At 41.7% G+C, this 23,948-nt stretch carries 21 protein-coding genes; 12 read left to right on the forward strand and 9 right to left on the reverse strand.

All coding sequences use genetic code 11. The features are described from left to right. Nucleotides 1-250 precede the first annotated feature (250 nt). A complete protein-coding gene (locus tag IEX80_RS12820) occupies nt 251-3,235 on the forward strand; it encodes a lantibiotic dehydratase (RefSeq protein ID WP_188833108.1) in 2,985 nt (994 codons plus the stop codon). Between the two features lies 1 nt (nt 3,236). Here IEX80_RS12820 and IEX80_RS12825 read toward each other — a convergent pair whose 3' ends face one another. Both IEX80_RS12825 and IEX80_RS12830 read right to left on the reverse strand, forming a co-directional pair. Further along, on the reverse strand, nt 3,237-3,974 hold the full coding sequence (locus IEX80_RS12825) for a LytR/AlgR family response regulator transcription factor (RefSeq protein ID WP_090523820.1): 738 nt from the start codon (nt 3,972-3,974) through the stop codon (nt 3,237-3,239). Next, a complete protein-coding gene (locus IEX80_RS12830; protein ID WP_090523823.1) occupies nt 3,961-5,043 on the reverse strand; it encodes a sensor histidine kinase in 1,083 nt (360 codons plus the stop codon). The genes IEX80_RS12825 and IEX80_RS12830 overlap by 14 nt, the downstream gene beginning before the upstream one ends. Before the next feature lie 376 nt (nt 5,044-5,419). On the opposite strand from IEX80_RS12830, the gene IEX80_RS12835 reads away from it, so the two are divergent. Both IEX80_RS12835 and IEX80_RS12840 read left to right on the forward strand, forming a co-directional pair. Next, a complete protein-coding gene (locus tag IEX80_RS12835; protein WP_188833109.1) occupies nt 5,420-8,533 on the forward strand; it encodes a lantibiotic dehydratase in 3,114 nt (1,037 codons plus the stop codon). 211 nt (nt 8,534-8,744) lie between these two features. Then, nucleotides 8,745-9,647, forward strand: coding sequence for a metallophosphoesterase family protein (locus IEX80_RS12840; RefSeq protein WP_188833110.1), 903 nt, complete (start codon nt 8,745-8,747; stop codon nt 9,645-9,647). 61 nt (nt 9,648-9,708) lie between these two features. On the opposite strand, the gene IEX80_RS12845 is transcribed toward IEX80_RS12840, so the two are convergent. The 3 genes from IEX80_RS12845 to IEX80_RS12855 all read right to left on the reverse strand — a co-directional run bounded on the left by IEX80_RS12845 (nt 9,709) and on the right by IEX80_RS12855 (nt 13,353). Beyond that, nucleotides 9,709-12,744 (reverse strand): glycosyltransferase family 117 protein, encoded by a 3,036-nt coding sequence (locus IEX80_RS12845; RefSeq protein WP_188833111.1) that lies wholly within the window; start codon nt 12,742-12,744, stop codon nt 9,709-9,711. A gap of 122 nt (nt 12,745-12,866) precedes the next feature. Then, nucleotides 12,867-13,148 (reverse strand): type II toxin-antitoxin system YafQ family toxin, encoded by a 282-nt coding sequence (locus tag IEX80_RS12850; RefSeq protein WP_188833112.1) that lies wholly within the window; start codon nt 13,146-13,148, stop codon nt 12,867-12,869. 7 nt (nt 13,149-13,155) lie between these two features. Then, nucleotides 13,156-13,353 (reverse strand): type II toxin-antitoxin system RelB/DinJ family antitoxin, encoded by a 198-nt coding sequence (locus IEX80_RS12855; RefSeq protein ID WP_090523834.1) that lies wholly within the window; start codon nt 13,351-13,353, stop codon nt 13,156-13,158. 184 nt (nt 13,354-13,537) lie between these two features. Between IEX80_RS12855 and IEX80_RS12860 the strand changes: the two genes are divergently transcribed. The 3 genes from IEX80_RS12860 (at nt 13,538) to IEX80_RS12870 (ending at nt 15,101) form a co-directional block, all read left to right on the forward strand. Further along, entirely contained in the window at nt 13,538-14,323 is a 786-nt protein-coding gene (locus tag IEX80_RS12860; protein ID WP_090523837.1) for a mechanosensitive ion channel family protein, read from the forward strand. Between the two features lie 11 nt (nt 14,324-14,334). Beyond that, nucleotides 14,335-14,838 carry an inorganic diphosphatase gene (locus IEX80_RS12865; RefSeq protein WP_188833113.1) on the forward strand — a complete coding sequence of 168 codons (504 nt, stop codon included), beginning with the start codon at nt 14,335-14,337 and terminating at the stop codon, nt 14,836-14,838. Nucleotides 14,839-14,918: 80 nt separating this feature from the next. Then, nucleotides 14,919-15,101 (forward strand): hypothetical protein, encoded by a 183-nt coding sequence (locus IEX80_RS12870; RefSeq protein WP_188833114.1) that lies wholly within the window; start codon nt 14,919-14,921, stop codon nt 15,099-15,101. Between the two features lie 80 nt (nt 15,102-15,181). On the opposite strand, the gene IEX80_RS12875 is transcribed toward IEX80_RS12870, so the two are convergent. After that, on the reverse strand, nt 15,182-15,583 hold the full coding sequence (locus IEX80_RS12875; protein ID WP_090523849.1) for a winged helix-turn-helix transcriptional regulator: 402 nt from the start codon (nt 15,581-15,583) through the stop codon (nt 15,182-15,184). Between the two features lie 92 nt (nt 15,584-15,675). On the opposite strand from IEX80_RS12875, the gene IEX80_RS12880 reads away from it, so the two are divergent. Then, nucleotides 15,676-16,035 carry a DoxX family protein gene (locus IEX80_RS12880; RefSeq protein ID WP_176623384.1) on the forward strand — a complete coding sequence of 120 codons (360 nt, stop codon included), beginning with the start codon at nt 15,676-15,678 and terminating at the stop codon, nt 16,033-16,035. Between the two features lie 70 nt (nt 16,036-16,105). On the opposite strand, the gene IEX80_RS12885 is transcribed toward IEX80_RS12880, so the two are convergent. Next, nucleotides 16,106-16,309, reverse strand: a complete 204-nt coding sequence (locus IEX80_RS12885) for a hypothetical protein (protein ID WP_176623386.1) — start codon at nt 16,307-16,309, stop codon at nt 16,106-16,108. Nucleotides 16,310-16,639: 330 nt separating this feature from the next. Then, on the reverse strand, nt 16,640-17,515 hold the full coding sequence (locus tag IEX80_RS12890) for a glycoside hydrolase family 25 protein (protein WP_308421690.1): 876 nt from the start codon (nt 17,513-17,515) through the stop codon (nt 16,640-16,642). A gap of 216 nt (nt 17,516-17,731) precedes the next feature. Between IEX80_RS12890 and IEX80_RS12895 the strand changes: the two genes are divergently transcribed. The 4 genes from IEX80_RS12895 to IEX80_RS12910 all read left to right on the forward strand — a co-directional run bounded on the left by IEX80_RS12895 (nt 17,732) and on the right by IEX80_RS12910 (nt 21,053). Next, entirely contained in the window at nt 17,732-18,169 is a 438-nt protein-coding gene (locus IEX80_RS12895) for a MarR family winged helix-turn-helix transcriptional regulator (RefSeq protein ID WP_188833115.1), read from the forward strand. A 23-nt stretch (nt 18,170-18,192) separates the two neighbouring features. Further along, nucleotides 18,193-19,452, forward strand: a complete 1,260-nt coding sequence (locus IEX80_RS12900; protein ID WP_188833116.1) for an MFS transporter — start codon at nt 18,193-18,195, stop codon at nt 19,450-19,452. A gap of 19 nt (nt 19,453-19,471) precedes the next feature. Next, entirely contained in the window at nt 19,472-20,032 is a 561-nt protein-coding gene (locus tag IEX80_RS12905) for an isochorismatase family protein (protein ID WP_188833117.1), read from the forward strand. Between the two features lie 364 nt (nt 20,033-20,396). Then, entirely contained in the window at nt 20,397-21,053 is a 657-nt protein-coding gene (locus tag IEX80_RS12910; protein ID WP_229701618.1) for a phosphatase PAP2 family protein, read from the forward strand. A gap of 167 nt (nt 21,054-21,220) precedes the next feature. On the opposite strand, the gene IEX80_RS12915 is transcribed toward IEX80_RS12910, so the two are convergent. Continuing rightward, nucleotides 21,221-22,630 carry a hypothetical protein gene (locus IEX80_RS12915; RefSeq protein ID WP_188833118.1) on the reverse strand — a complete coding sequence of 470 codons (1,410 nt, stop codon included), beginning with the start codon at nt 22,628-22,630 and terminating at the stop codon, nt 21,221-21,223. A 323-nt stretch (nt 22,631-22,953) separates the two neighbouring features. Here IEX80_RS12915 and IEX80_RS12920 point away from each other — a divergent pair, with 323 nt between their 5' ends. Continuing rightward, nucleotides 22,954-23,775: a patatin-like phospholipase family protein gene (locus tag IEX80_RS12920; RefSeq protein ID WP_188833119.1), complete on the forward strand. Its 822-nt coding sequence runs from the start codon at nt 22,954-22,956 to the stop codon at nt 23,773-23,775. Nucleotides 23,776-23,948 lie beyond the last annotated feature (173 nt).

The following is a 23,948-nucleotide window of genomic DNA, read 5'->3' on the forward strand; positions in this document are numbered from 1 at the left end:
GTGTACTTGCATGGCAAACATTTTGATCGCCTTGTTAATATATCAATTTTTGCGTTAAATACAAAGGCATGAAGCAGGGCGATATTAACTAAATTGATTAATCATTCTTGTTGAAATGATTAATCAATTTAGTTTTATAGTAACCATATTATAAACAAAGAAATAGACAGCACCCATAACAAACCTGCCAATAAAAATAGCTTTTACTTAAATTAGCTGTTTACATACTGAACCTTGCCTGTACATCCAGATGAAAGTTAATTTTATTAACGGTTTAATTTTACGCTCTGCTGCTTTGTCGTACAGGCAAAAGCTTGATAAAAAAAGCTTGCTTACATTATGGAATAACAGGTTAATCAAAGAAAGTATTTACCTGGCAAGTAAATCGCTTTATAATGAACTGGATGCTTTTTTTGCAAACGGGCAGCAAACGAAAGCTAAAGAAGCTCAATTACTATCAAGTTTTTATAAATATATGGCCCGTATGGCAAACCGGGCTACGCCGTTTGGGCTGTTTGCGGGTTGTTCATCGGTTTACTGGGGGGCTGCAAATAAAGTAAAACTTACGGCAAAGTTCAGGAGACATGTAGTGCCCGACGCTGTGGTGAGTTTCTCGCTTGCCAAACAAATTGAAAACTCCAATCAATTATCTGCAGGATATAAGCTGAATAATACCCTTTATAAAGTTGGGGGCGATTTGCGATTTATTACTTATCAAATTATTGATAACCAGAGGGTTTACCAGGTGAGCGCCATTGCCTGCAATGAGGTGCTTGATGACATAATTGCCGTTGTTGGTGATAAAATATGGAATAAACAACAACTGCTCGAAAAATTCCCGGATTTTGAGCCTGATGATTTCATTGTGTTTATTAATGACCTTATTGAAGGGCAACTGCTAAAACCGGCATTTGAGCCGGCAATAGGGTATGATTTTCCGGTCTTTTTGCAAAAGACTGATGATCCGGGATTAAGGGATACCATTAATGAATTGGTCGATTTGCTTAATAAAATTAATAATGGAGATGTTGAAAGCTCAAACTGGTTTTCGTTATATACTGCTATTGAACAAATTACTAATCACATAACCGGCAGGGAACTTAAAGACCAGGTACATGTAACCAGGTTTAACGAGATGGAAAGCCGGGAGCTTGACCAATCATTGCAATGGAAAATAACTAAGGCGATTGTATTGCTTAATAATGTGAGTGCCGTGGCTCCCAATAAAAGGATTGAGCAGTTTAAAGGCAGGTTCAGGAAAAGGTATGAGGAGCAGAGCGTACCGCTGCTGGAGGCATTTGACACCGATACAGGAATCGAATACGGACAATGGTATGAGCATGAAACCCTTTTTACAGAAGGGCTGTACACCGGAAGTGAAGGGGGCCCTTCGTGGGTGGATTATACAGAAATAGATTTTAAAATGCTCAACCTGTTAAACCGCGCCAAAATTGAAAAACAGTATAAAGTTATTATACCTGATAATTTTGCCAGGGAACGCAGCCCGGATCATTTGCCATTTTCCATGTCGGCGGTTTTTCAGCTTTTTGAAAACGATATGGTATACCTGGAGAGAGTTACCGGGCCCGGCGCTTTAAACATGATAGCACGGTTTGCAGTTGGGGATGCCGAAATTTATAAAACAGGTTTAGAGATAGCGGCAAAGGAGATCGCCAACTGCCCGGATGCCATGTTTGCCGAAGTGATCCATATGCCCGAAGAACGGATCTTAAACGTCATGATGCACCCGCCTTTCTGGCCCCATGAACTGGCTTATATTGATGATGCCAAGGGAAGTTCAGTTTTGAGGCTTGACGATATCTACATAAAGCTTGAGCAGGGCGTTTTTAAATTGTTTTCAAAAAAACATCAGCGGGAAGTAGTTCCGCGCTTAAGCAGTGCTTATAATTATAACAGGTCGCAGCACCCCATTTACACCTTTTTGTGCGATATCCAGCATCAGCGGGGCAATGGCAGCTTAAGTTTTAACTGGGGGGCACTCTCTACAGATTTTGTATTTTTTCCACGCGTTGAAACCAGCTTTGGCGTTATCCTGCACCGTGCCACCTGGAAGTTTACGCCCGCTATCTTGGGTGAACTTTGCAAGGCTGAAAAATTCATGGATAAATTCGGCGATTTGTTTAACAGCTTTAGGAATGAGTGGTTACTGCCCGATAAATTTTATATAATAAAGGGCGATAATGAATTACTGATTGATACTGAAAATGAGATTAGTATACAGGTACTTGCAAAGGAAATAGCAAGGCAGGACCCGGTTTTGATTTTATCTGAGTGTATTCACCTTCAGCATGAGGCTATTGTACGAGATGTGGATGGCGATCCTTACATGCACCAGTTTGTTGCACCCTTCCATTTCGACAGGCCTTTGAAGCCCCCATATTTCCAATATATTGAAAATACGCTTCAGCGTAATTTTTTTCCCGGAAGCGAGTGGTTATTTATCAAGCTATATCTCAGCAGTAACATCGCCAACGAGGTGCTGTTAAAATTGGATGAACTGTTAAATTATTCAGGTACTGTTAAAATAAAACAATGGTTTTTTATCCGGTACCATGACCCGGATAATCACATCCGGGTTAGGATTAATTTGCTTGATGAGGGTGATTTTCAGGATGTTTACCTGGCTGTGCGCGAGGTATTGTCGCCATTTTTGACAAGCGGGCAGCTTCATGTTGTACAACTTGATACCTACGTGCGCGAACTGGAACGTTACGGGCAACAAATTGAACAAGCCGAGGGCCTTTTTTGCATTGAAACTTCGTTTTGCTGCAGCGTATTCAGGCTGCTTGAAAGCAACCGCTATGATACGGAAGACTGGCTCCTGATTTTTTGGCTGATCAAAGATTACCTAAACCTGATGAGCAATGACCTAAACGACCAACTGCAATTTGTTGAAAGGCAGCAGGCTTATTTTTTTGCCGAGTTTGATGATAAGGCGGTTAAAATACAGATTGATCAATTATATAGAAAATATCATGGCAGCCTTAATAACCTGCTTTTAGCATATGATGACCTGCTTCGGCAAAAAAGAATGCAGGTAGAATTACTGCTGCAAAACTACACTATTGATTGGAATGCGAAGTTTTTGAGCAGCGTGATCCACATGGCAGTTAACCGCTATTTTAGCAGCCGGCAGCGCCTGCATGAGTGCATCCTGTACGGGATGCTCTTAAAGTTCCTTAAATCGGAAAAAGCCCGTAAAGGGAAAGTATAGCTTACTTGAACATCTTATTATTGAGCAGTGCGAAAAAGCTGTCGCGGTAAGTAACCCCTATGGGGATCTTTTCTTTAATCTTATCAAAGATCACCATGTTGCCATCAATAGCTTTAATGCGTTTTAAAGCAATAATGTACGATTTATGGGTCCGCGCAAAATTTTCCTGGGGTAGGGTATCAACCAAGGTTTTCATGCTCACCAACGAGATATGCCGTTCATTTTCTGTAAAAACCGAACAGTAATTTTTAAGTCCTTCTATATAAATGATATCCTCAAAGTTGATGCGCACAATTTTACCGTGATCGGTTTTCAGGTAAAATGAGTCGGGCTTTGGCTGCAGGTCAATTACCGGCGCTGGCTTATTAGATGAAAGCAGTATTAGCTTGTCAAGGGCTTTTTGTGAAGCCTGTAAAAACCTGTCGAAAGCGAAGGGCTTAAGCAGGTAATCGAGCACATTGTTTTCAAATCCCGCCAGCGCAAATTCACTAAAGGCTGATGTTATGATGATCTCCGTGCTTTTAGGCAGCATTTTAATAAGGTCGATACCCGAAAGCTCAGGCATGTTTATATCAAGAAAAATGAGGTCAGTGGCTGATCCTTTTAAATATAATAGTGCTTCAATAGGATTGGTAAACGTTTCGGTAAGGTTAATGAAAGGCACTTTTGATATAAAATCGCTTAAAATATCAATGGCATAAGGCTCGTCCTCAACTATAATACAGTTAATTACTTTCATGATATTTTAAAGGCATGGTAAGTTTGCATTCATAGCTATTGTGCGTTTCATCCACCAGTAGTTCATATCCGTCCCGGCCATATTCGTCCGTTAATCTTTCGCGAATATAATTTAATCCTATCCCGTTCGATTGTATTTTGTTAACGCTGTTATTGTTTTTATAATTAAGCGAATAAAAATGCAGCTTCCCATCTACAACGGTAATGCTCAACACAGCCTCCTTTGTGCTTTGATTGAAAATGCCGTGCTTAAACATGTTTTCGATGAGGGTAATTAAAACCAATGATACTACCTTATACGGAATAACACCGCTTTCGATACTTATCTTCATAAAAAAAGCTTTGCTGCGGTCTTCATGAATTTTTATGAAGTCTTTGATATAGGCAAGCTCACTTTCAAGGCTGCTAAACCCGTCCTCATTTTTGGTTAATGCATACCGCATAATGTTTGAAAGTGTGATGATTGATTGTCCTACTTCCGGGAGTTTCTTATAAGTTTCAGCATATAAAAAGCCGAGTGTATTAAATACAAAGTGCGGATTGATCTGTGATTTTATTACATTTAGTTCGGCCTGAAGGGCTTTCTTTTCAAGCTTTTGCTGTTGTTCAAGTATCTGAGCCTTTTCTATACTGTGTTGAGCCACTTCGCGTTCCCGTTGTATCAGTTCTCTTGCAAAGCCAAATGCAGCCCCCATTCCGCCAAAATATATTGTGCGCATAATAAGGCTGGAGATTTTATCAGGATCGGCCGAAACCTGAAACGACGTATGGTATATCAATGCATCAACCTCAAGCTTAAACAATACCGTTATAGCAATGATAGCCGTGGATACTACAAATAAAACAGGTGCCAGAAAAAAAACATTAGTGATCTTCTTACTTATGGCCCTTAAAATTTTCCAGGTGTTATAAAATATAATGGCATTTACAATAAAAGCAAAAACAGTGCTTATGTCAATTTTTGAAAAATAGACAACGGCCTCTTCATATAATATATAAATAAGCCATCCAAGCAGGTGTTGAAAGAATACCCTTATCCTGGATTTTGGCCGCTCTGCATTCGTTGTCATAAATTTTTTGTCCTGCTTTTAATGGGTTTGGTCGTCCCCAACGGCGCATTGGTACTAATTTTTTCCTCTCCTGCATCCGCTTAGCCACATTTATCCTATAACAACAGATAAATCATCATTCACACCCTTTAAAAAGCTTAAAAGTATGAAAAATTATAGCAAAGCATCTTTACCAAAGATCCAAATTAAACAAGTGCAAATTTTAAACCGGGCACTTACAAATAACATTGGAAAAAATGGTGGCACTGTAGATTTCTATATGACTATGACGGGTACTACAACAGAAAAAACTTCAAGTTCAACAGGGTTCTAAGGACGAACTTAGATCATATTAAGTATGTCTGTTTTATGATAAGAACCATCAGAGGTAACTACAATGAAAACAGCCAAATTATCCGAACAATATAAATTCTCATCGGGCCTGATGTTCAGGTTTCCTGCATTTGATTGCGTGGAAACAGTTGATAAAGAAACCATCAGGGCATTCACAAAAGATGAATTGTTTATGCAGGCGCTTTGGCTTACCTCTAAAAACTTGTATGAAGCGGTTTTGCATATAGATGATATTACAGATGCGAAAAAACTGGAGAAGCTTGAAATAACCTTGGCCAAATTTATTAACAGGAGCGCTACTGGCACCAATCCATCAGGGTTATTTGCAGGTTGCGCTCCTGTTACCTGGGGGAATACGAGCGATTTACAGCTTGGTAATGCTTACCAGCATGTAAGGCTTAATGTTGCCGCAGCGGTTAATTTGAACGGCCAAATTTTAAATAATCGTGTCATACGGACATTGTTAAGTTACAAGGTAAATAAAACAATGTATACCTTAAACGGGACCTACCTTAAAATTGACCGTCAAACTGTAAACCGTTGTAAATACAAAGCATCGCCGGTAAAGATATCTGATGATCTGCGGGTGGTTATCGGGTTTTGTGAAAACGCCAGGACATACAATTCGATATGCTTATTTATAACGCAAAAACTTGGCAAAACTCCGGAATGTGCCGCTGCTTTTTTGGATCAATTGATTAAAAACCAGGTTTTGTGGAGTGAGCTTGAACCGTGTATTGAGAGCGGGGAATACCTTGACCAGGCCATTGGCATTTTTACCCGGTTGGCATACCAAAGTGCACAGGCACAAAACTATTTATCAAAACTGAAAACCGTTAAGCAGGTGCTGACCGGCACCGATAATGTAATTACAAAAAATAATAAGGTTGCTATGATTTTGAAAGATTTGCCAGGTGATGCCTCACAGGGGACATTACTGCAGGTTGATTATTTTAGGCAGGCAGATTCGGCTACGCTTGATAAAGCTTATGCTGATAAATTGCTCGATGCCATTGATCTGCTTAACCGGATCACACCCAGGCATCAAAGTAAAAACCTGGAAACGTTTATAAAACGCTTCCGCGACCGGTATCATGAGCGCGAGATTTTGCTAACAGAAGCGCTTGATCCTGAAAAAGGTATCGGCTATGCCATAAACTGTTATACAGAACCATCTGGCTTTGCAGCTGATAAGGAAGATCTGCAATATACCAGCGCCGTGAAGTGGCTTATCGGGCAAATTGTTAACAATCCCGGGCAGGAAATTATCCATTTGCAAAAGTCACAGTTTGACGGCGTTAAGGCTTACGATGATGAGTTACCCCCAAGTTTTTCGGTAATGTTTCGTATTTCGGGCCATGACGAGCCCTTGCTGTATCTTGAACATTGCGGATGGCCGGCCGGTACCTCAATGTTTGGCCGTTTGGCTAATGCCGAGCGGAATTTTGGCCAGATCCTTGATGAAATAGCCGAAACAGAAACCCGTATTTATGAGCCGGCTATAGTTGCCGAAATTGTACACACGCCTGATGACTACCTGGGGAGCTTTACCTCCGCACCATATCGGGATTACCGGTTTCAAACGCCGGTAAACACTGGTGACCAGGAAGTTAATATAACAGATCTGCTTGTATCTGTTAAAGGAAATAATGTTGTGCTGCGCTCGGCCAAATTAGGCAAACGGATTATCCCCCGCTTAAATACAGCATATAATTACGGAATGACAGCCTTACCCATGTACCGGTTCCTGGCCGATCTGCAATGTCAGGATTCAAAATACGAGTTGGGGTTTAATCTTGATATATTACCTAAACTTGGGGTAACCAAAACGCCAAGGGTAGTTTATGAAGGTGTAATATTAGCCTTAAAAACCTGGTACATCACCAATGCTGATTTACAGCAGCTGTTAAAAGAACTGGCAGTTGATTACAACGAAGCGTGGGCGAAGTTTGTTAAATACTGGGATCTGCCTGAGGCTTTTGTTTTTACAGATATTGATAGTGAATTGGTCGTACATACTAACAGCAGGCTTGAGGTTGCTGCATGGCTTTCGTCATGCAAGAAAAAGAATGAAATTATTTTAAAGGAATACATTGGCGAACGCGATAATATCATGCTTAAAAAGAAGGATGAAAAGCTTATCGGTAACCAATTTGTGGCTGTTTTAAAACGGGGCGAAAAGATAGCCGGCAAGTATACCGGTATGGGGCCGCTTAGTACAAATGCAGCTAAACGTCAGTTTTTCCCGGGGGATGAATGGTTGTATGTAAAACTGTATTGCGGTATTGAAACTGCCGAGCATGTGATAGGCAATGAGCTGATACAGCTAAGCAAAAAGCTTTACCATGAAGACTTGATTGATCAGTGGTTTTATGTACGTTATGCTGATCCTGAACCTCATATTCGTTTCAGGGTCCATCTGGCTTCTGTATTTGCATTGGGCAGGGTCATTCAAAATATTAACAATTGCTTTTCGGCCTCAATTAAATCAAAGCAGATCTGGAAGGTTCAGTTTGATACCTACGAGCGCGAACTAGAACGTTACGGAGAAGCATCCATTGAGCTTGTTGAACAGTTGTTTTTTAACGATAGCCTTGCCATAGCCAGCCTCATATCAAGAGCGGATGTGACCGAAAACTTTGAAGAGGTGAGGTGGCTTTGGGGACTGTTATCAATTGACAGGCTGTTGAACGATTTTGATTTTCAGATCGAACAAAAAAACGAGCTTATGAAGCTGCTTGTAGCTTCATCATATCCGGGCGTTAATTATGATAACCTGCTTTCAAAGCAACTGACTTTTAAATACAGGCATTACCGTAACAAGATTGAGGGCCTATTTCCCGAAGGCGCCGCGGTTGCAGGCAACGACCTGCTCAGGTACCGGAGTTTAAACAACAGGCCGGCAGCTTTATTGCTTGCCGAACTTATTTCATCCGGAACGGTGCCGCAAGATTTGAACCTGCTTGTGATCAGCCTTATTCAAATGAGTATGAACCGCTTGTTTAAGACCAGCCAGCAGGTTCACGAACTGGGGGTGTACGATTTTCTGCTGCTTTATTATAAAACAGTTTTGCAAAACAAAGAAACGGGTTACAACAATAAATACATTGCCGGGGTTGTAAATGAGTACATGGCAGGCAGGCCATATCTTCAATAATTAATAGCTAAGCGCTCCGAAATAATATTTTAACCTTCCCTACACAAATCTATTAAGTCTTCTGCTAACGCGGAAGGCTTTTTGTTTTATACAGGTGTTTCGGTCATTATTTTCTTAATAAAAGTTTAACAGAAATTCCCGTGGCTCACCAATATTATAAATGTATTTTTAACCCTCAAATTGCCTGAACCCGGGAGGCAGCTTTTATATTATGGAAAGAAGATCAGCATTAAAAAATATAGGCGGCCTGCTTCTGGCACCTTCATTAGCACTCGGCAATACAACACCGGCTGCAAAGCCATCATTGCGAATAGCCCACATTACCGATGTGCACCTGAAGGATAAGTTTGATGCCCCTGCCAGGTTTACCAGGTGCCTTCACCACCTGCAGCAACAAACGCCAAAGGTTGATATGGTATTAAATGGCGGCGACATTGTTTTTGATATGAACAAGGAAAACATCAGTACCATCAATGATCAATGGAAGCTGGTGCAAAACATCATGAAAAACGAATGCAGTTTGCCCGTTCATTATTGTTTGGGCAACCACGATATCTGGTGGTACGAGGACGACAAGGGTCAGGCCATCTACGGAAAAAAATACGCACTGGATAAACTGCAGCTTGTAAAGCCTTATTACAGCATGGAAAAAAACGGCTGGAAGATCATTGTGCTGGACAGTGTGCACTTAGATATTGATAATACCTGGTATATAGGTAAGCTGGGCGATGAACAGCTTAACTGGCTCAGCGATGAGCTGAAAGCTACGGACGCCAATATGCCGGTAATGGTCATGTCGCACATACCGATATTGACGGCTTTACTGATGATAGAGGATGATATTGTAAACAAGTGGACAATGCTTGGCGGCGATATGCATACCGATACTGCTAAGATCATTAACCTGTTTTACCAGCACCCCAATGTAAAACTATGTGTGAGCGGTCACTTGCATATGCGCGATAAAGTAGTTTATAACAATGTTACTTACCTGTGCAACGGCGCCGTTTCCGGTGCCTGGTGGGAGGGGAACCGCCGGGAAACAGCCCCCGGCTATGGTTTGATAGACCTGTATGCCGATGGTACTTTTGAAGAAAAATACGTGAATTATTAAAGTATAAAAAAGGGCAGGCTAAATCAAATAGTCTGCCCCATGGCATATATATGTTGGTTGTTTAGAGCTGGAGAATACTTTTAAACTTTTCGGCATAGTCATTAAGCTGTGTAATTATTTGACCGCTTAGTTCTTTTTGGTTGCCGTTTTGAGTAATGGCTGCCATATTATTGAGAAGTTGCATACTGATCTGCACATCGCGCGGACTTAACCGGCCTGTATCTTTTTGCAACTGATGGTAGTTATAATCAAGCTTATCGGTTAGGTAGCTATTAACACTTTTAATGAGTTTATTGCCCAGCTTGGCATAGTCCAACTTATACGAGGTATCGGCCATTGTTATTTTGCCTTGTGCGGTCATGAAATTGGGGTTGATATCAGGCATCACCTCTTCATATTTGTGCAGGGTATTAAGTGCCAGGTTACGATGGCCTTCTTTCAGTAATGTCGCCGACAGATCAGAAAAAGCAGACACCATTTGCGGAAAAAACATGGTTGTTGATTGCTGATCAAGGTATTTGGCTGTTTTGAAATTGCCGAACTTAAACTTATCCATCATGTTGCTGTACATCACCAGGCTGTTGATCTTTGAAAGCTGATCTCTTAACGATGAATCAGTTTTGAAAGGCAACAGGCGATAGGTAAAACCTTCCTGGTACAAATATGGCTGTAAGCCAACCATGCTTGTTTGCCCAATAGATGTAGTGAAACAAATTGGCCGTTTCCAGTCGTTATGGGCAAGTATATCTATCATGGCAAGGTTTTCTTTAGTGATATAATTAGGCGGGAATTTCCATTTCATAGTATCTGTTAACATACCCTTTTGCTCAGGCGTAATAACTTTATTTTTCATTACATCATCGGCGTTAACTGCCAGCTTGAAGTTTTTGGTAGGCAGGTAGTTTTCGGTAGTGCCATTGGTATATTCAACGTGCGTACGTTTATCATCCGAGGTGATAAAGTCAAATATATCTTTTACATCAACATAGCCCGGTATTTTGGCATCATTATACCTGATCACATCACGGGTACCCAGCTTGTATTTATCAAAGCTCATGGTAATGGGCAGCGCGTCGGCCTGGTTTATTTTGCGCTGCATTTGCCTTACCGACCAGTCGGCACTCAACAGGCTCAGATTTACAATACGTACATCCGGCCTGATGTTTTCCACCTCCTGATCATACCACAGTGAGTAAGTATCATTATCGCCCAGGTCAAATAAAATAGCATTTTTAGGGCAGGACATGAGGTAATTGTAAGCCATATCATGCGCCGCCATTTTGGTTGAGCGGTCGTGGTTTTTCCATTCTTTACTTGCCAGCAAAACAGGGCCAACAATAGTACAAATAACCATAGCCCCAATGGTGGCAAACCGCGGACTGATCTTTTTAGGTATTATGTCAATCAGTGCTATCAATCCTAAACCAATCCAAATGGCAAATGCATAAAATGAGCCAACGTATGAGTAATCACGCTCGCGCGGCTGTACAGATGGCTGGTTAACATATAATACTATAGCCAACCCGGTGAAAAAGAATAGCAACGTTATGACCAGAGCATCTTTCTTCCGTTTTTTGAAGTGATAAAACATGCCAAACAAGCCTACTACTAAAGGCAGTGCATAAAGGGGCGTATAGGTAACATTATTCAATACAAACTTAGGCGTATTGGAGGCGTTGTTGAACAAGCCCGACGTCCAGTTACCGCCGATGCCATTCATGTTGGTCTGCCCTTCCATATCATCATCGTTGTAGCGGCCAACAAAGTTCCACATAAAATAACGCCAGTACATCTGGTACATTTGCCAGCTGAACATCCACCTTAAATTATCCGAAAAGGTAGGCGTGGCATTATCGCTCAACTGCAGCCAGTCGCGGTAAAACTGCACGTCCTGGGCATAGGTGGTATTCTCCTCTGTCGACCACATGCGGGGCAGAATGCTGGTGTGGTCATAAACATAATTAGGCTTATTATAGGCTACCTCGTATTTGCTGTTTCCTTTACGATAAAGCGGTGTGCCATCTGTAACATCTGTTATTTTAGCATCAAAGTATGGGCCCTTAAGTAAGGGAGTTTCGCCGTATTGGGTACGGTTAAGGTACTCATACATCGTAAACGCGTCGCTGGGGTGGGAGTTGTTAAGATTGGTACCTGCCGAAGCCCTGATAGGGATATAAACAAAAGAACTGTAACCAAAGTAAACAAACACAATGCAAAGCAGGCCTATATTTAAAAGATGTTTCTGCTTGCGGATGCTGTACCGGATCCCGGCGATAAGCAAGCCGATGATCAGCAAAAAAAAGAACAAAACGCCGCTGCCAAAACCAAGTCCAAGACTGTTTACAAAAAACAGATCGAACCGGGCCGCGAGACCAATGGTATATCCCCTTATCCCGAACTGAACGAAGGCCAGGATCAGGATGCTCACGGCAAATGCTATCAGACCGCTTTTAATATTGATGTTTTTATGCCTGCGGAAATAATAAACCATTACCAAAGCCGGTATGGTTAATAAATTGAGCAGATGTATGCCGATAGAAAGGCCGATTACATAAGCTATAAAAACCAGCCACCTGTCGGCTCGCGGCTCATCGGCAACGGCATCCCATTTTAAAATAGCCCAGAATACTATAGCTGTACATAACGATGCCCAGGCAAAAACAATGGTTTCAACCGCCGAAAACCAAAAGGTATCGGTAAAGGTAAATGCAAGGGCGCCGGTTAGCCCGGCACCCATTATTTGTAAGGTTTGGGTTGTATTAACAGGAGTATTTTTTATAGCAAGCAGTTTTTTGGCGAGGGCGGTTATGCTCCAGAATAGAAACATAATGGTAGCCCCGCTGGCCAGTGCCGAACCAAGGTTGGTGAAATAGGCAACTTTTGTCCTGTCGCCCAGTGAGAGCAGGGAAAAAGCTTTACCTATCATGGCAAAAAGCGGGTAGCCCGGTTGGTGTGATACCTGGAGTTTGTAGGCACAGGAAATGAATTCGCCGCAGTCCCAAAAACTTACAGAGGGTTCTAAAGTAAGGATGTAAGTTAAGGATGCAAGGGTAAAACAAAGCCAGCCCAAAAGGTTGTTGATCTTGTTGTAGCTCATGATAAAGTGTAAAGTTTTTTCAAATAGTTAATACCAAATTAGGGCTTAAAATTGGTAACGTATTGAAATTTAACACTTTTAACATTTGTTAACACTTGGAGCCTTGAAGTGTTAAATGGTTGTTAAAACAGATCGGAGTGGCTTCCTGTTCGCACTAATTCTAAAAGATTGATCTGTTCATTCTCATCCCAGATAAGCAGGAGATCGGGTTTTACATGACATTCCCAATAGCCTTTGTAGCTACCACTTAACTTATGGGCTTTATGTTTTTTGTCGAGGCCCACATGACCTTTGTTGGCGAGTATGGTAATTACGTTCTGCAACAGCTGAAAATCGTTAAGCGAACGCTTTTTAAGTAATTTTAAATCTTTGAGGAATTTGGTTGAGGTGACGATCTCGAACATGATCAAATTAGATACTTTTGAACAGTTCGTCTACACTTTTGAATTTTTTGCCTTTGCCTGCTTTTAACTCGTCCATAGCGGCAATAGTTTCGGCATTAGGTGTTTTGTTCTCTTTTTTTACTTTAATAGTTACACCCAATTCTTTCAGGATATCCTTAACCAAACGTGTTTTATTATCAGGAACAATTATCTCGAGTGTTTGCATACACAAAAATAATCAATAATCTGCTTAATTAATAGGCTTGTGCTGTTGTTTATCGCAGATGTTAAGCTGTTGTTTTATAGTTTTTTAATTGATGAAAGAAATGCTGACGCCATTAAAACAAACCCTTCCCCCCAATATGCGTTAAGCATAGGTGGTTTTATGCGGAAGCTAAACGATTTGTTTTATGAAGATTGAAAAGTTTTATGAACAGGTATACATTTGGGTGATCCGTTATGCACCCAGTTTTTTGATTGGGCTGGTGGTTTTATTCATCGGCCTTTGGCTCATTAACCTGCTGCTGAAATGGTGGCAGGCCCATATGCAAAAAAAGGAAATAGACCCAACCATAAAGCCGTTTTTGCAAAGTCTTGTAGGAGTGGTATTGCGTGTGTTGCTCATTTTAGGAGTTGTGCAGATCATGGGTGTGCCTATCACTTTGTTCACTGCACTCGTGGGTGCTTTTGGTGTAGCCGCTGGTTTAGCCCTTTCGGGTACATTACAAAATTTTGCAAGCGGTGTGCTGATACTGCTGCTCAAGCCCTTTGTTGTGGGCGATAATATCATAGCTCAAGGCCTTGAAGGAACGGTTATCGCTATCCAGATCTTTTATACCATTGTTAAAACCTTTGATAACCGGATAGTTATTATGCCTAACAGCAAGCTCTCAAACGAAGTGATTATTAACATCAGCAGGGAAGGCACCCGCAGGCTTGATATCGAGCTGAAGTTTACCAATAATATTGATTTTAATGAGGTGAAGTCGGTCATTAACTCTTCTATCGATAAATCAAAAAATATATTGGAAACTCCGGACAGGAGGATAGGTATTGCCGGTTTAGATCCTGATGGTTATCGTGTAGGAGTTAATGTTTGGGTTCATGCCCATGGTTTCCAGGATACCAAACTGGCTGTACAGGAAAACATTTTGCAGGACTTGAAAGCTTCCGGGGTTAAAATACCAGGTTTATAAAACATGTACGCATGGATAATTTAGAAAATAAGATCACGGTGATTGTTGAAACGCCTAAAGGCTGCGGCCATAAGTATGATTATGATGCCGCCACCAATCAGTTCAGGCTTAAAAAACTATTGCCGGCCGGTATGGTTTTTCCTTTTGATTTTGGTTTTATACCCGATACAGTTGGGGGCGACGGCGATCCCTTGGATGTGCTGGTCATATCTGAGATCAGTACTTTTCCGGGCTGTGTGATAGATTGCCGGCTGATAGGAGCTTTTAAGGTAGAGCAAGCCGGTCCGGATGGGAAACGCTACCGGAACGACAGGTTGCTGGCAGTGCCGGTAGTATCAAAAATTTTTACCGGTTTGTATGATGCCGCACAACTGCCGCACAGCCTTACCGACCAGATAGAGGCTTTTTTTATAAACTACAACCGCCTCGAATCTAAAGAATTTAATTTAATGGAACGCCTTGGTGCAGAAGGAGCTATGGAACTTCTTAATAATGCAACTACCGGTAATGGATAGTTCGGGCTAATTTTATAAAACCCAATTACTGTTTGCTTGTAGTAACTATATAAACATTGTTGAATTTAAATATAGCTACTATGAAAGGTCAACAGCATTTTAAGAATAACACCGATGCACAGGGCAAACCAACTGCCGATCGTGCCTTTGCTAACCAAAATGATGCCCAAAAGCAAAAAGGTATCAGTAATGCGGGCGGGCAGCGATCCGATCAAACATCAAGCCGGGATAGCGCTCATCGCCCCGAGAAGAAAAAAGCATAATGTTATTGTTTATAAAAGCGCTTTTGCTTACCAGGCAAAGGCGCTTTGTGCTTCTAAATTCTGAAGAGCTATTTACTACATTATAATGAAACTGCCATTGTTTTTTTGGCATCGGCTTCAGCCCGGCTCATTTGTTTAATATGTTCACGATGGTTCATGCCCCATTCGCGCAATTCTGAAACAACCTTACCAAGCGTATCAGCATATTCGGTACGTTCATAAATTACAGTTACCGGTGTGGTATCATAAACCGTCCGTTTAACAAAGCCATTTAGTTCAAGCTCCCTTAACTCTTTCGAAAGTATTTTAGGCGTGATGCTTTCCAGATCGCGCTGAAGTTCCTTAAACCGTTTAGGGCCGGTCATCAGGCTTACCAGCATCGGCAGCTTCCATTTACCGTTTACTACATAAAGCGTATCGCGTACTGCGGTTACAGAAGCTTTGCAGGTCTCTTTATTGTGAATGATTTGTTCGTTATTCATACTTGCTATCCTTAACGATACCGGTATCCTTTAGGATAGTAGTATCTTTTTAATAGCAAAGGTAGCTAAGTTTGCGGCAAATAATTCATTAAATGAAAGCAACTAAAATTTTTTACTGGATACTGACCGCTATTGTAGCATTGATGATGGCTTTTTCATGCTATTCATACTTAACAAAGCCCGAAATGGCTGCAGCTTTTCATCATTTAGGCTTCCCCGATTACTTCAGGATTGAACTGGCAATAGCCAAGGTTATCGGTGCAATATTACTATTGGTACCAGTGCCTGCCAGGCTAAAAGAGTGGACTTATGCAGGATTTACTTTTGTATTTGTTTCGGCGTTTATAGCACATAGTGCATCAGGTGATCCGGTAGCAAACCGTGTGATGCCGTTGGTGTTTCTGGCGATTTTGGGAGGATCGTATGTGTTGTACTATAAGAAGCAGAATTAAGTAAATAATATTGTCAATATTAGATAGAAGTATTTTTAGAAGACTTTTCCAAACAAATTGATCTGCTTAGCTATTGCAATTTTCTTCTAAAAATAATTTTCTCTATTTTGGTTGGAAAGGTTTTGCCTGATGAAATAAAATATAATCGCCTCAAGCGAACTACTTCCGCCAGTCGTTCCGAAGGGCTTTTGCTGAGCCAAAATTCCACATCCAGCGTATCTTCATCTTCTTTATGAACATGGCTGGCAGCTAAGGCAATTTTTCTTTTGTACAACGTTTGTTCTTGTTTTTAACATCAATATACATATTTATTGCGTGTTAGAAAAGAGATATTGACTGGTTATTTTATTTAGTGCTTTTTGGCTAAAACCCTTTTACTTCTACCATACTTCCGTCGGTTAAAACCAACGGCAATGACGTTTTTTATTTTGTAGTAATAATGGCTGCACATCAGACAAAGGAGTGTTTTATATCTTTGTCTGAAAATATTTGTTTAAAGATTTGTTATTTCATTGCCGTCGGTTTTAACCGACGGTTTGTAATTTAAGGAGCGGCTGGCTTTAGCCCAAATCGTTGAGCAGTAATTTAACTAAGGAGATTTTACTTACGGCACCAGCAATTTCTCAAACTCCGTACTATCACCCTTAAAAACATTAAAATCCACAACATGGTTAATACCATTAACATGGGCCTTATCCGAGTGCTGCCAAAACTTCCAGTTGGTTTTGTTGGATACAAGCAGTTTGGGCTGGTAGTAGTGTGCTATCCAAAGGGTATAACCATCAAAATAACCCTCCAGGTAGTCCTGGTAAAATTTCAGGTTGGTGTAGATGATGGGTTTGATCCCCGTACGGGTTTCAATAGTTTTGATAAAACTCTCCAATTGCTCGCGCATTTTTTCAGGACTGGTGCGATACAATCGTTCCACATCCACCACCATGGGCAGGTCGCCTTTTTCAGTTTTTACGGTTTGCAGGAAAAACTTAGCTTGCCATACACCACTTTTTTGCGGAAGAAAAAAATGATAAGCGCCGCACATGATGCCTGCCTTCGGCGCTTCGCGCCAGTTGCGCTGAAAATAAGGGTCGACACTTAATATACCTTCGGTTGCTTTTATAAATGCAAAGCTGATATGGACATCGCCCTCGCGCATGGCCTTTACCTGTTTCCAGTTAATGCGGCCCTGGTAGGATGACACATCAATACCATATACCGAATAACCGTCGGGAATATGGATAGCAAAGTTCTTATATTTTCGGTAATGGGTATCCTCACCCGCATCCATGATCCACCGCCAGGTGGCACTGCCGAATTTTAAAATATAGCCATAATAAAAAGGCGAAAGCAGGATAAGCAGCAACGCGCCTATAGCCACTATCCACTGGGTGGAGAAACTGGCCTGCTGTTTTGCTTTAACTACCGGCTTTTTACGGGCAGGCGCTTTCTTTCTTACGGGTGTTTTCTTTTCAGGAGCAGGCACGGGGTAAAAATAGCAAATCTGAACCGGGATTTGAACCTTGATTTTTAGGATTAATGGATTCCCCTGATAGCAGGTTGTTTACCATTAAAATTATTGAGCAGTATCCAAAACCTAAATCAGGAAATCTTCAAATCAAGAAAATCAAGGTTTACATTCCCTTAACAAAATAATCTCTATATTTGTAAGGTAAACTTACAAGTTTAACTGATTAATTGTATGAGCGACGAAAAAGAGATCCAACTGGCTTCCGAATTGAGGTTTATCATTGGCAGGCTTAGTAAAAAGATCAGGAAGACTTCGGCTACTGCCGAAAAGCTTTCGCTTACCGAGCGGTCAACCATGGCACTGATCTTTCAGCATGAGGAGATCCTGCCTAACGAGTTGGCAGCTATGGAGAAGATCACCACACAATCCATGTCGCAGGTATTAAGTAACCTGCTCAATCTCGGGCTGATCAAAAGGCGCATCTCCGAGCTGGATAAACGCAAGGTGATCATTTCACTTTCGGAAGAGGGGATCAGCCTCATCCATAAATCAAGAAGTGAAAAAGATGAATGGCTTAACCGCGCCCTCGAAGCCACCTGCACTGCCGAAGAGCAGGAGATCCTGAAAAAAGCGCTGGCACCTCTGGCCAAACTTGTTGACTTTGATTAATAAAAACTGACAGAAAGGGATAAATGAGTAAGCTAAGTACATTCAACGCTTTTAAAAGCCGCAACTACCGGCTGTATTTTGCCGGGCAATCCGTTTCATTGTTGGGTACCTGGATGCAGAAAACCGCTGTAAGCTGGGTGATCTATTCGCAAACGCACTCCAAGTTTATGTTGGGGCTAACCTTGTTTGCAAGTTTGTTCCCCTCGTTTCTTTTTTCGTTTTTGGGCGGTGTGGTTTCTGACAGGTATAACCGCTTTAAAGTATTGTTGTTTACGCAAGTGGCTTCCATGGTACAAGCCATTTTGCTCACTGTGCTGGTGTTTTTCGGATATTATTCGGTTTGGGCTATCATGGCTTTGACTGCTGTTTTAGGACTGATTAACGCATTTGATGTTCCGGCAAGACAATCGTTGGTATATGAAATGGTTGATGATAAATCCGACCTGCCTAATGCGCTTGCCCTTAACTCTTCCATGGTGAACCTGTCGCGGTTAATAGGGCCGGGGATAGCGGGCCTGATTATTGAAAAATTTGGCGATTCGGTTTGTTTTGGGGCCAATGCTCTGAGCTTTATTCCGGTAATTGGCTCATTGCTGATGATGCGTTTGCCCGAATTTATGCCCAAGCCCCACGGTAAAAACGTATTTGCCGATCTGAAGGACGGCTTCGAATATATCCGGAATACTCCCACTATTATGTTTATGCTACTGATGCTTGCGTCGATAAGCCTGTTTGTACTGCCATTCAGTACGCTGATACCGGTTTATGCTAAGGATATATTTAAAGGAACGGCGTCAACATTTGGGGTGATAGATAGTGTAATAGGGCTTGGCGCTTTTAGCGGCGGCATTTTCCTGGCCTCATTAAGTGCCGGTACCGATCTTAAAAAGATCCTTGCAGTTAATACAGTAATATTTGCGGTGGGGCTGATAGCATTCTCACATATGCACAATTATCCTGTTGCGCTGTTTTTTTCAGCAATTATCGGTTTTGGCATGATGTCGCAGATCACTATAGGTAATACTATTATCCAAACCACGGCAAGCCCGGAAATGCGCGGCCGGGTAATTAGCTTTTATGCTATGTCTTTTTTTGGAATGCAGCCGCTGGGCGGTCTGCTTATTGGCGCGGTTTCGCAAAAGATAGGTGTGCCCGATACCGTTATGGCCGAAGGCATGATAGCACTGCTTTTAGGGGTTTTACATTTTGCTTTTTTAAGGCGCAGCAGGCTTAAAAAGAAAACTATGGAAGCCATGCAGCAGCCCGCCGAAGCAATTTCTTAACATTAAACAATCAACTACCATGATAACTACATTAGATCAAAATACAGCACTGGTGCTGATAGATTTGCAGAAATACATTGTACAACTTTCATGTGCTCATCCAATGGCCTGCATACTTGAAAAATCGGCTCAATTGGTTGAAGCCTTTCGCAAGGCCGGTAAGCCTATTGTCGTTGTTCATGTAGAACCAACCGGTGCGGCTTTTAAAACCAGGCGCGACAACAATAGAAACAGCATGACCGAACTCCCCGCCGACTGGAACGAAATAGCTACCGAAATTAAAACCGAACCAACAGATATTTTTATCACCAAAAAAACCTGGGGCGCTTTTTATAATACAGGGCTGCACGAAGAACTGCAAAAAAGAGGCGTTACACAAATTGTACTGGCCGGAGTAGCCACCAGCATAGGTGTTGAAGCTACTGCCCGCTCGGCCAACGAGTATGCCTACAATATAGCCTTTGCCAGTGATGCCATGACCGATATGTTTGCCGAAGCGCATGCCCACAGCTTCAAATACATTTTCCCGAGAATAGGGCAGGTGGGTACTACCGCCGAGATTATTGAGAAGTTGGGATAATTTTAATCGTGTCATGCTGCATCTTCGAACCTAGTGACTCTGAAGGTAAAATACAATTAAACAAAGAGGGGCTGTCTCCCTGAGCTTGTCGAAGGGTCGCGTGCAGAGGCCCTGCACGCCATGCTTCGAGAACCTCAGCATGACACCCATTTTATTTACTTCATAGATGAATTGCTTCGGCATCCCACAGCAATAGTGAGGTGACTTGATTAGAACCCAGACTTACGAAGTTTTTGAAACTTCGTAAGTCTTATTCATATGGTCATCTATTGTTCGTGCTTTTACTCCCAAGCACACAAACAATCTCCACGCAATAGGTATTTATAGCTAAATTAGCGGTACATCTTTTACAGATCAATCGCCTATGAAAAAAATCTCCCCGCTTAAATCCCTGGTAGTTTTAATTCATTTGCAGTGCTTATTTATTTGCTTCACAAACAAAGCTTTCGCTCAGGCGGATTCGGCGAAAGTCACCGTAAATAGTCCTGCATTTATTCCCCCCGCTGTTCAGCGCTGGGACGACCGTGTCATGATCGATCTGCAAAATCAACGCACACCCGGCCAAACAGGTTTTTTCATGTTCCTGAGCAAGAATGTTTTGTACGGCGATATCGGGATCCCGGCGGGCTTACTGGTAGGAGGTATTGCAAGCAATAATAAAGAAATGCGCCAAAACGCAGGTTATGTAGCCAGCAGCACGGCCATATCATATGGTTTTATGCTGCTGATCAAGCATCTGGTGAAAAGGCCGCGGCCATTTATTCAAAATATCAATATCACGCCGGTTTACCAAGCGGGCGGTACCTCGTTCCCCTCGGGGCATACTTCATCAAGCTTCGCTACGGCTACGGCTTTATCGGCGGCTTATCCTAAATGGTATGTGATAGCGCCATCTTTCTTTTGGGCGGGCGCCACCAGCTATTCAAGAATGTATCTCGGTGTTCATTATCCAACCGATGTGGCAGCCGGGCTAACAGTAGGGGCGGGAAGTGCGGCGGCTATGTCGTTTTTGAAAAAGTAGAGGTAATTTATCGCCTGAAAGTCTTTTAGTTATGATTTAATCGCTATCTTTAGTTATCAATTTGTCAGATATATGATTGCCATACTTGATTTTTTAGCTGGATTATTACTCACCGACTGGAAGCGTATCCACAGGCTTAAATGGAACCGCAACAGCTAAGTATACACTTAGCTTCCCGGCATTTTCCAACTATCTTCGGTTAAAACAGGATTAAACTCGATAGAGGTCGTGTTTGACACCAGTTTGTTTTTTCCGTCGGATGATTCGGTGGTAGCAGGATAGGTGATGCCATTGGCTTTTGTGAAATCTTTGTAGATAGAAATATTAGCAGGCGCTGAATTGATGGAGTAAGCATTTCCTTTCAGGCTATAATCACTACCAATCAGGTACAACAGTTTATTCTTACTTCTGTAAAAAGTGACGATATAATCATCGCCCGATGCGGATACTGTGCCTGTAAGGAAAGAGCTGTTTAGTTTTTTATGCAAGCCCAGGATCCCCTGGTACAGGCTTAAGGTTAGTTCGTCTTTTTCATCCTGCGTTAAAGGCTTTTTTGTGCCGTTCATCCATTGCCAGCCTTCGTTTCCGTCCAGCTGTTTTACCAGTAGTAACTTCCCGTTCTGTCTTACTTCTGCACGGATCCTGTTATTAAGGATATCGGTTAAAGCGATAATTTGCATGTTACCTGTTACTGTGGCCGTTTCCCTAACAGTTGTTAACTTGTCTATGTTTTCGCCACCATAGTGTGCCCTGAGTTGGGTAAGCAGACTGGCTGGCGCAGGCAGGCCAGTTGTTGCAGGTTTACTTGTATTTGTCTTTGAACTAACGGTGGTTCCTTGTGTAATTGCTGGCTTTTCTTTGTCATCCTCGTTTCTGAAATAGAATTCACCATTCAACAAAATCAGGTCTTCTTCATTTGGCGGACTGTAAAAGAAGCTTTGTTTGGCAACAGTGCCATTACCAAATGTTAAAGTTATTTCTCCATCGCCCAATTTATAAGTTCCACTGGTTTTACCGTTTTTTTCAAATTTACCACCTATAGTACCGCCCACTGCGTCACCCGTTACACCAACAACGCTCGACCGTTCTGTTGAAAAATTACCTTTACCATCAAAATAAATTAAATCAGAAGAAAAAGCGCCCACCGCCGGCATTCCCGTACCTATTCCCCCACTGGTGGAAGCGCTTCTTTTTTCATATAGCCCGGCAGGGATAACAGTTACTTTTTTAACCTTATACAAGGTATGTTTTATCCCTGCTGTACTTTCAAGGCGTCCATTAGCTGCCAGTTTATATTTTTTGCTTTCGTCGCCGTTTTTAAATGTGAGTTGTACAAGGTTGTTCTTAACTGTGTAAGAACCGCTGGATTTGGTTTTCCAGTCTGCCTGGTTCAATGCGTTATTGAAAGTGCCATCGCTCCGGAAACTGATCACGATATTGTTGATCTGCATGCCGTTAAAAGGCGTGTTGTATAACTCTGCACCAATGTATACGCCATTGAGCGTTGGTGATTGTGCGCACACTAAAGAGGTTTTTACAATAAACAGGCACAGGAAGAGGAGAAGGTTTTTTGTCATCAGGTAAAGAACCCGAAAAACTGTACCAAAGAACCTGTAGTAAAATTAATTTTCCGTTAAATCTTTAAAAGATATGATGTTTTCTTCGGTGAGATAAATACGTATATGATGTATTGATTGTATTCTTAATTGATAACAAAAAACAAGGGCGGCACCATTTGGACAGTTGATGTATAGAAATTATGCCATCTGTCGTCCGGCGAATAAGATTAATAAAGTTGATCATTAAAAAAATTAACATTATTTAAATTAAAAAAGTAATATCTTGACCTCAACGGTCCGATGATTTTCCCGGGTAACGGACTGGTGGTAATCTATATAAAATGAATACAAATATTGATCAAAACGGCTCAAGAAAGATAGGATTAGTGTTGTCTGGCGGGGGGGTAAGAGGGGTGGCCCATTTGGGGGTGATGCAGGCCCTAACCGATTATGGTATCAAATTCTCGCATATCTCGGGCACAAGTGCAGGCGCAATAGCTGCGGCTTTTTTTGCAGAGGGATATACCCCAAAAGAAATTTTACGCGTCATCAAAGACAACAGCCTGCTCAAATTGCTGCGCCCGGCATTTGGCAGCAACGGTTTGATCTCAATAACACATGCCAGGGTATTGATCAATAAATATATTCCGCATAATTCATTTCAAAGCCTCAAAACACGTGTTACCATTCCGGCGGTCGACATTGGAGAAGCAAAACTGGTTTATTTTACCGAGGGCGAGTTGGATATAGCAATTTTAGCGTCATGCTGTTTGCCAGGTATTTTTAGGCCCATCATCATTAACGATCATATGTTTGTTGATGGCGGCATACTCAATAATTTTCCGGTTGAACCATTGGTGGGTAATTGTGACCTTATCATAGGTTCATGCTGTAACCATTTACCTGTTGTTTCAACAATTAAATCATTTGTGAACCTGGTTGACAGGGCGGCCATGATAACGATTAATTCGGGCCTCAATGCGCATAAAATGTTGTGCGATATAGTTATCGAGCCGCGTGGCTTGGGTGGTTATGGTATTTTTGATACCGATGCCGCCGAAGAAATTTATATGATAGGGTATGAAGAGGGTTTAAAAACCATCAACAGCAACGAAAAGTTAAAAGAGGTTATACAGGCTCTAAAAAGTAAAAAACCTATCTGAAAACGATACAGCACTGTAACGAAAGATTGACAAAGTAGTGGGCAAAAATCTGAAAACGGATTTGGTAATGTTTTAAAATAGATGGAAATTGCTCAAAACGTTGTACATCATAAAGTATTTAATTGATGTTAATAATCTTTAAGATGTGTACAAATTTCTCTGTGTTATAGCAC

The sequence above is a fragment of the Mucilaginibacter rubeus genome (assembly GCF_014643835.1).
Taxonomy (GTDB): domain Bacteria; phylum Bacteroidota; class Bacteroidia; order Sphingobacteriales; family Sphingobacteriaceae; genus Mucilaginibacter; species Mucilaginibacter rubeus.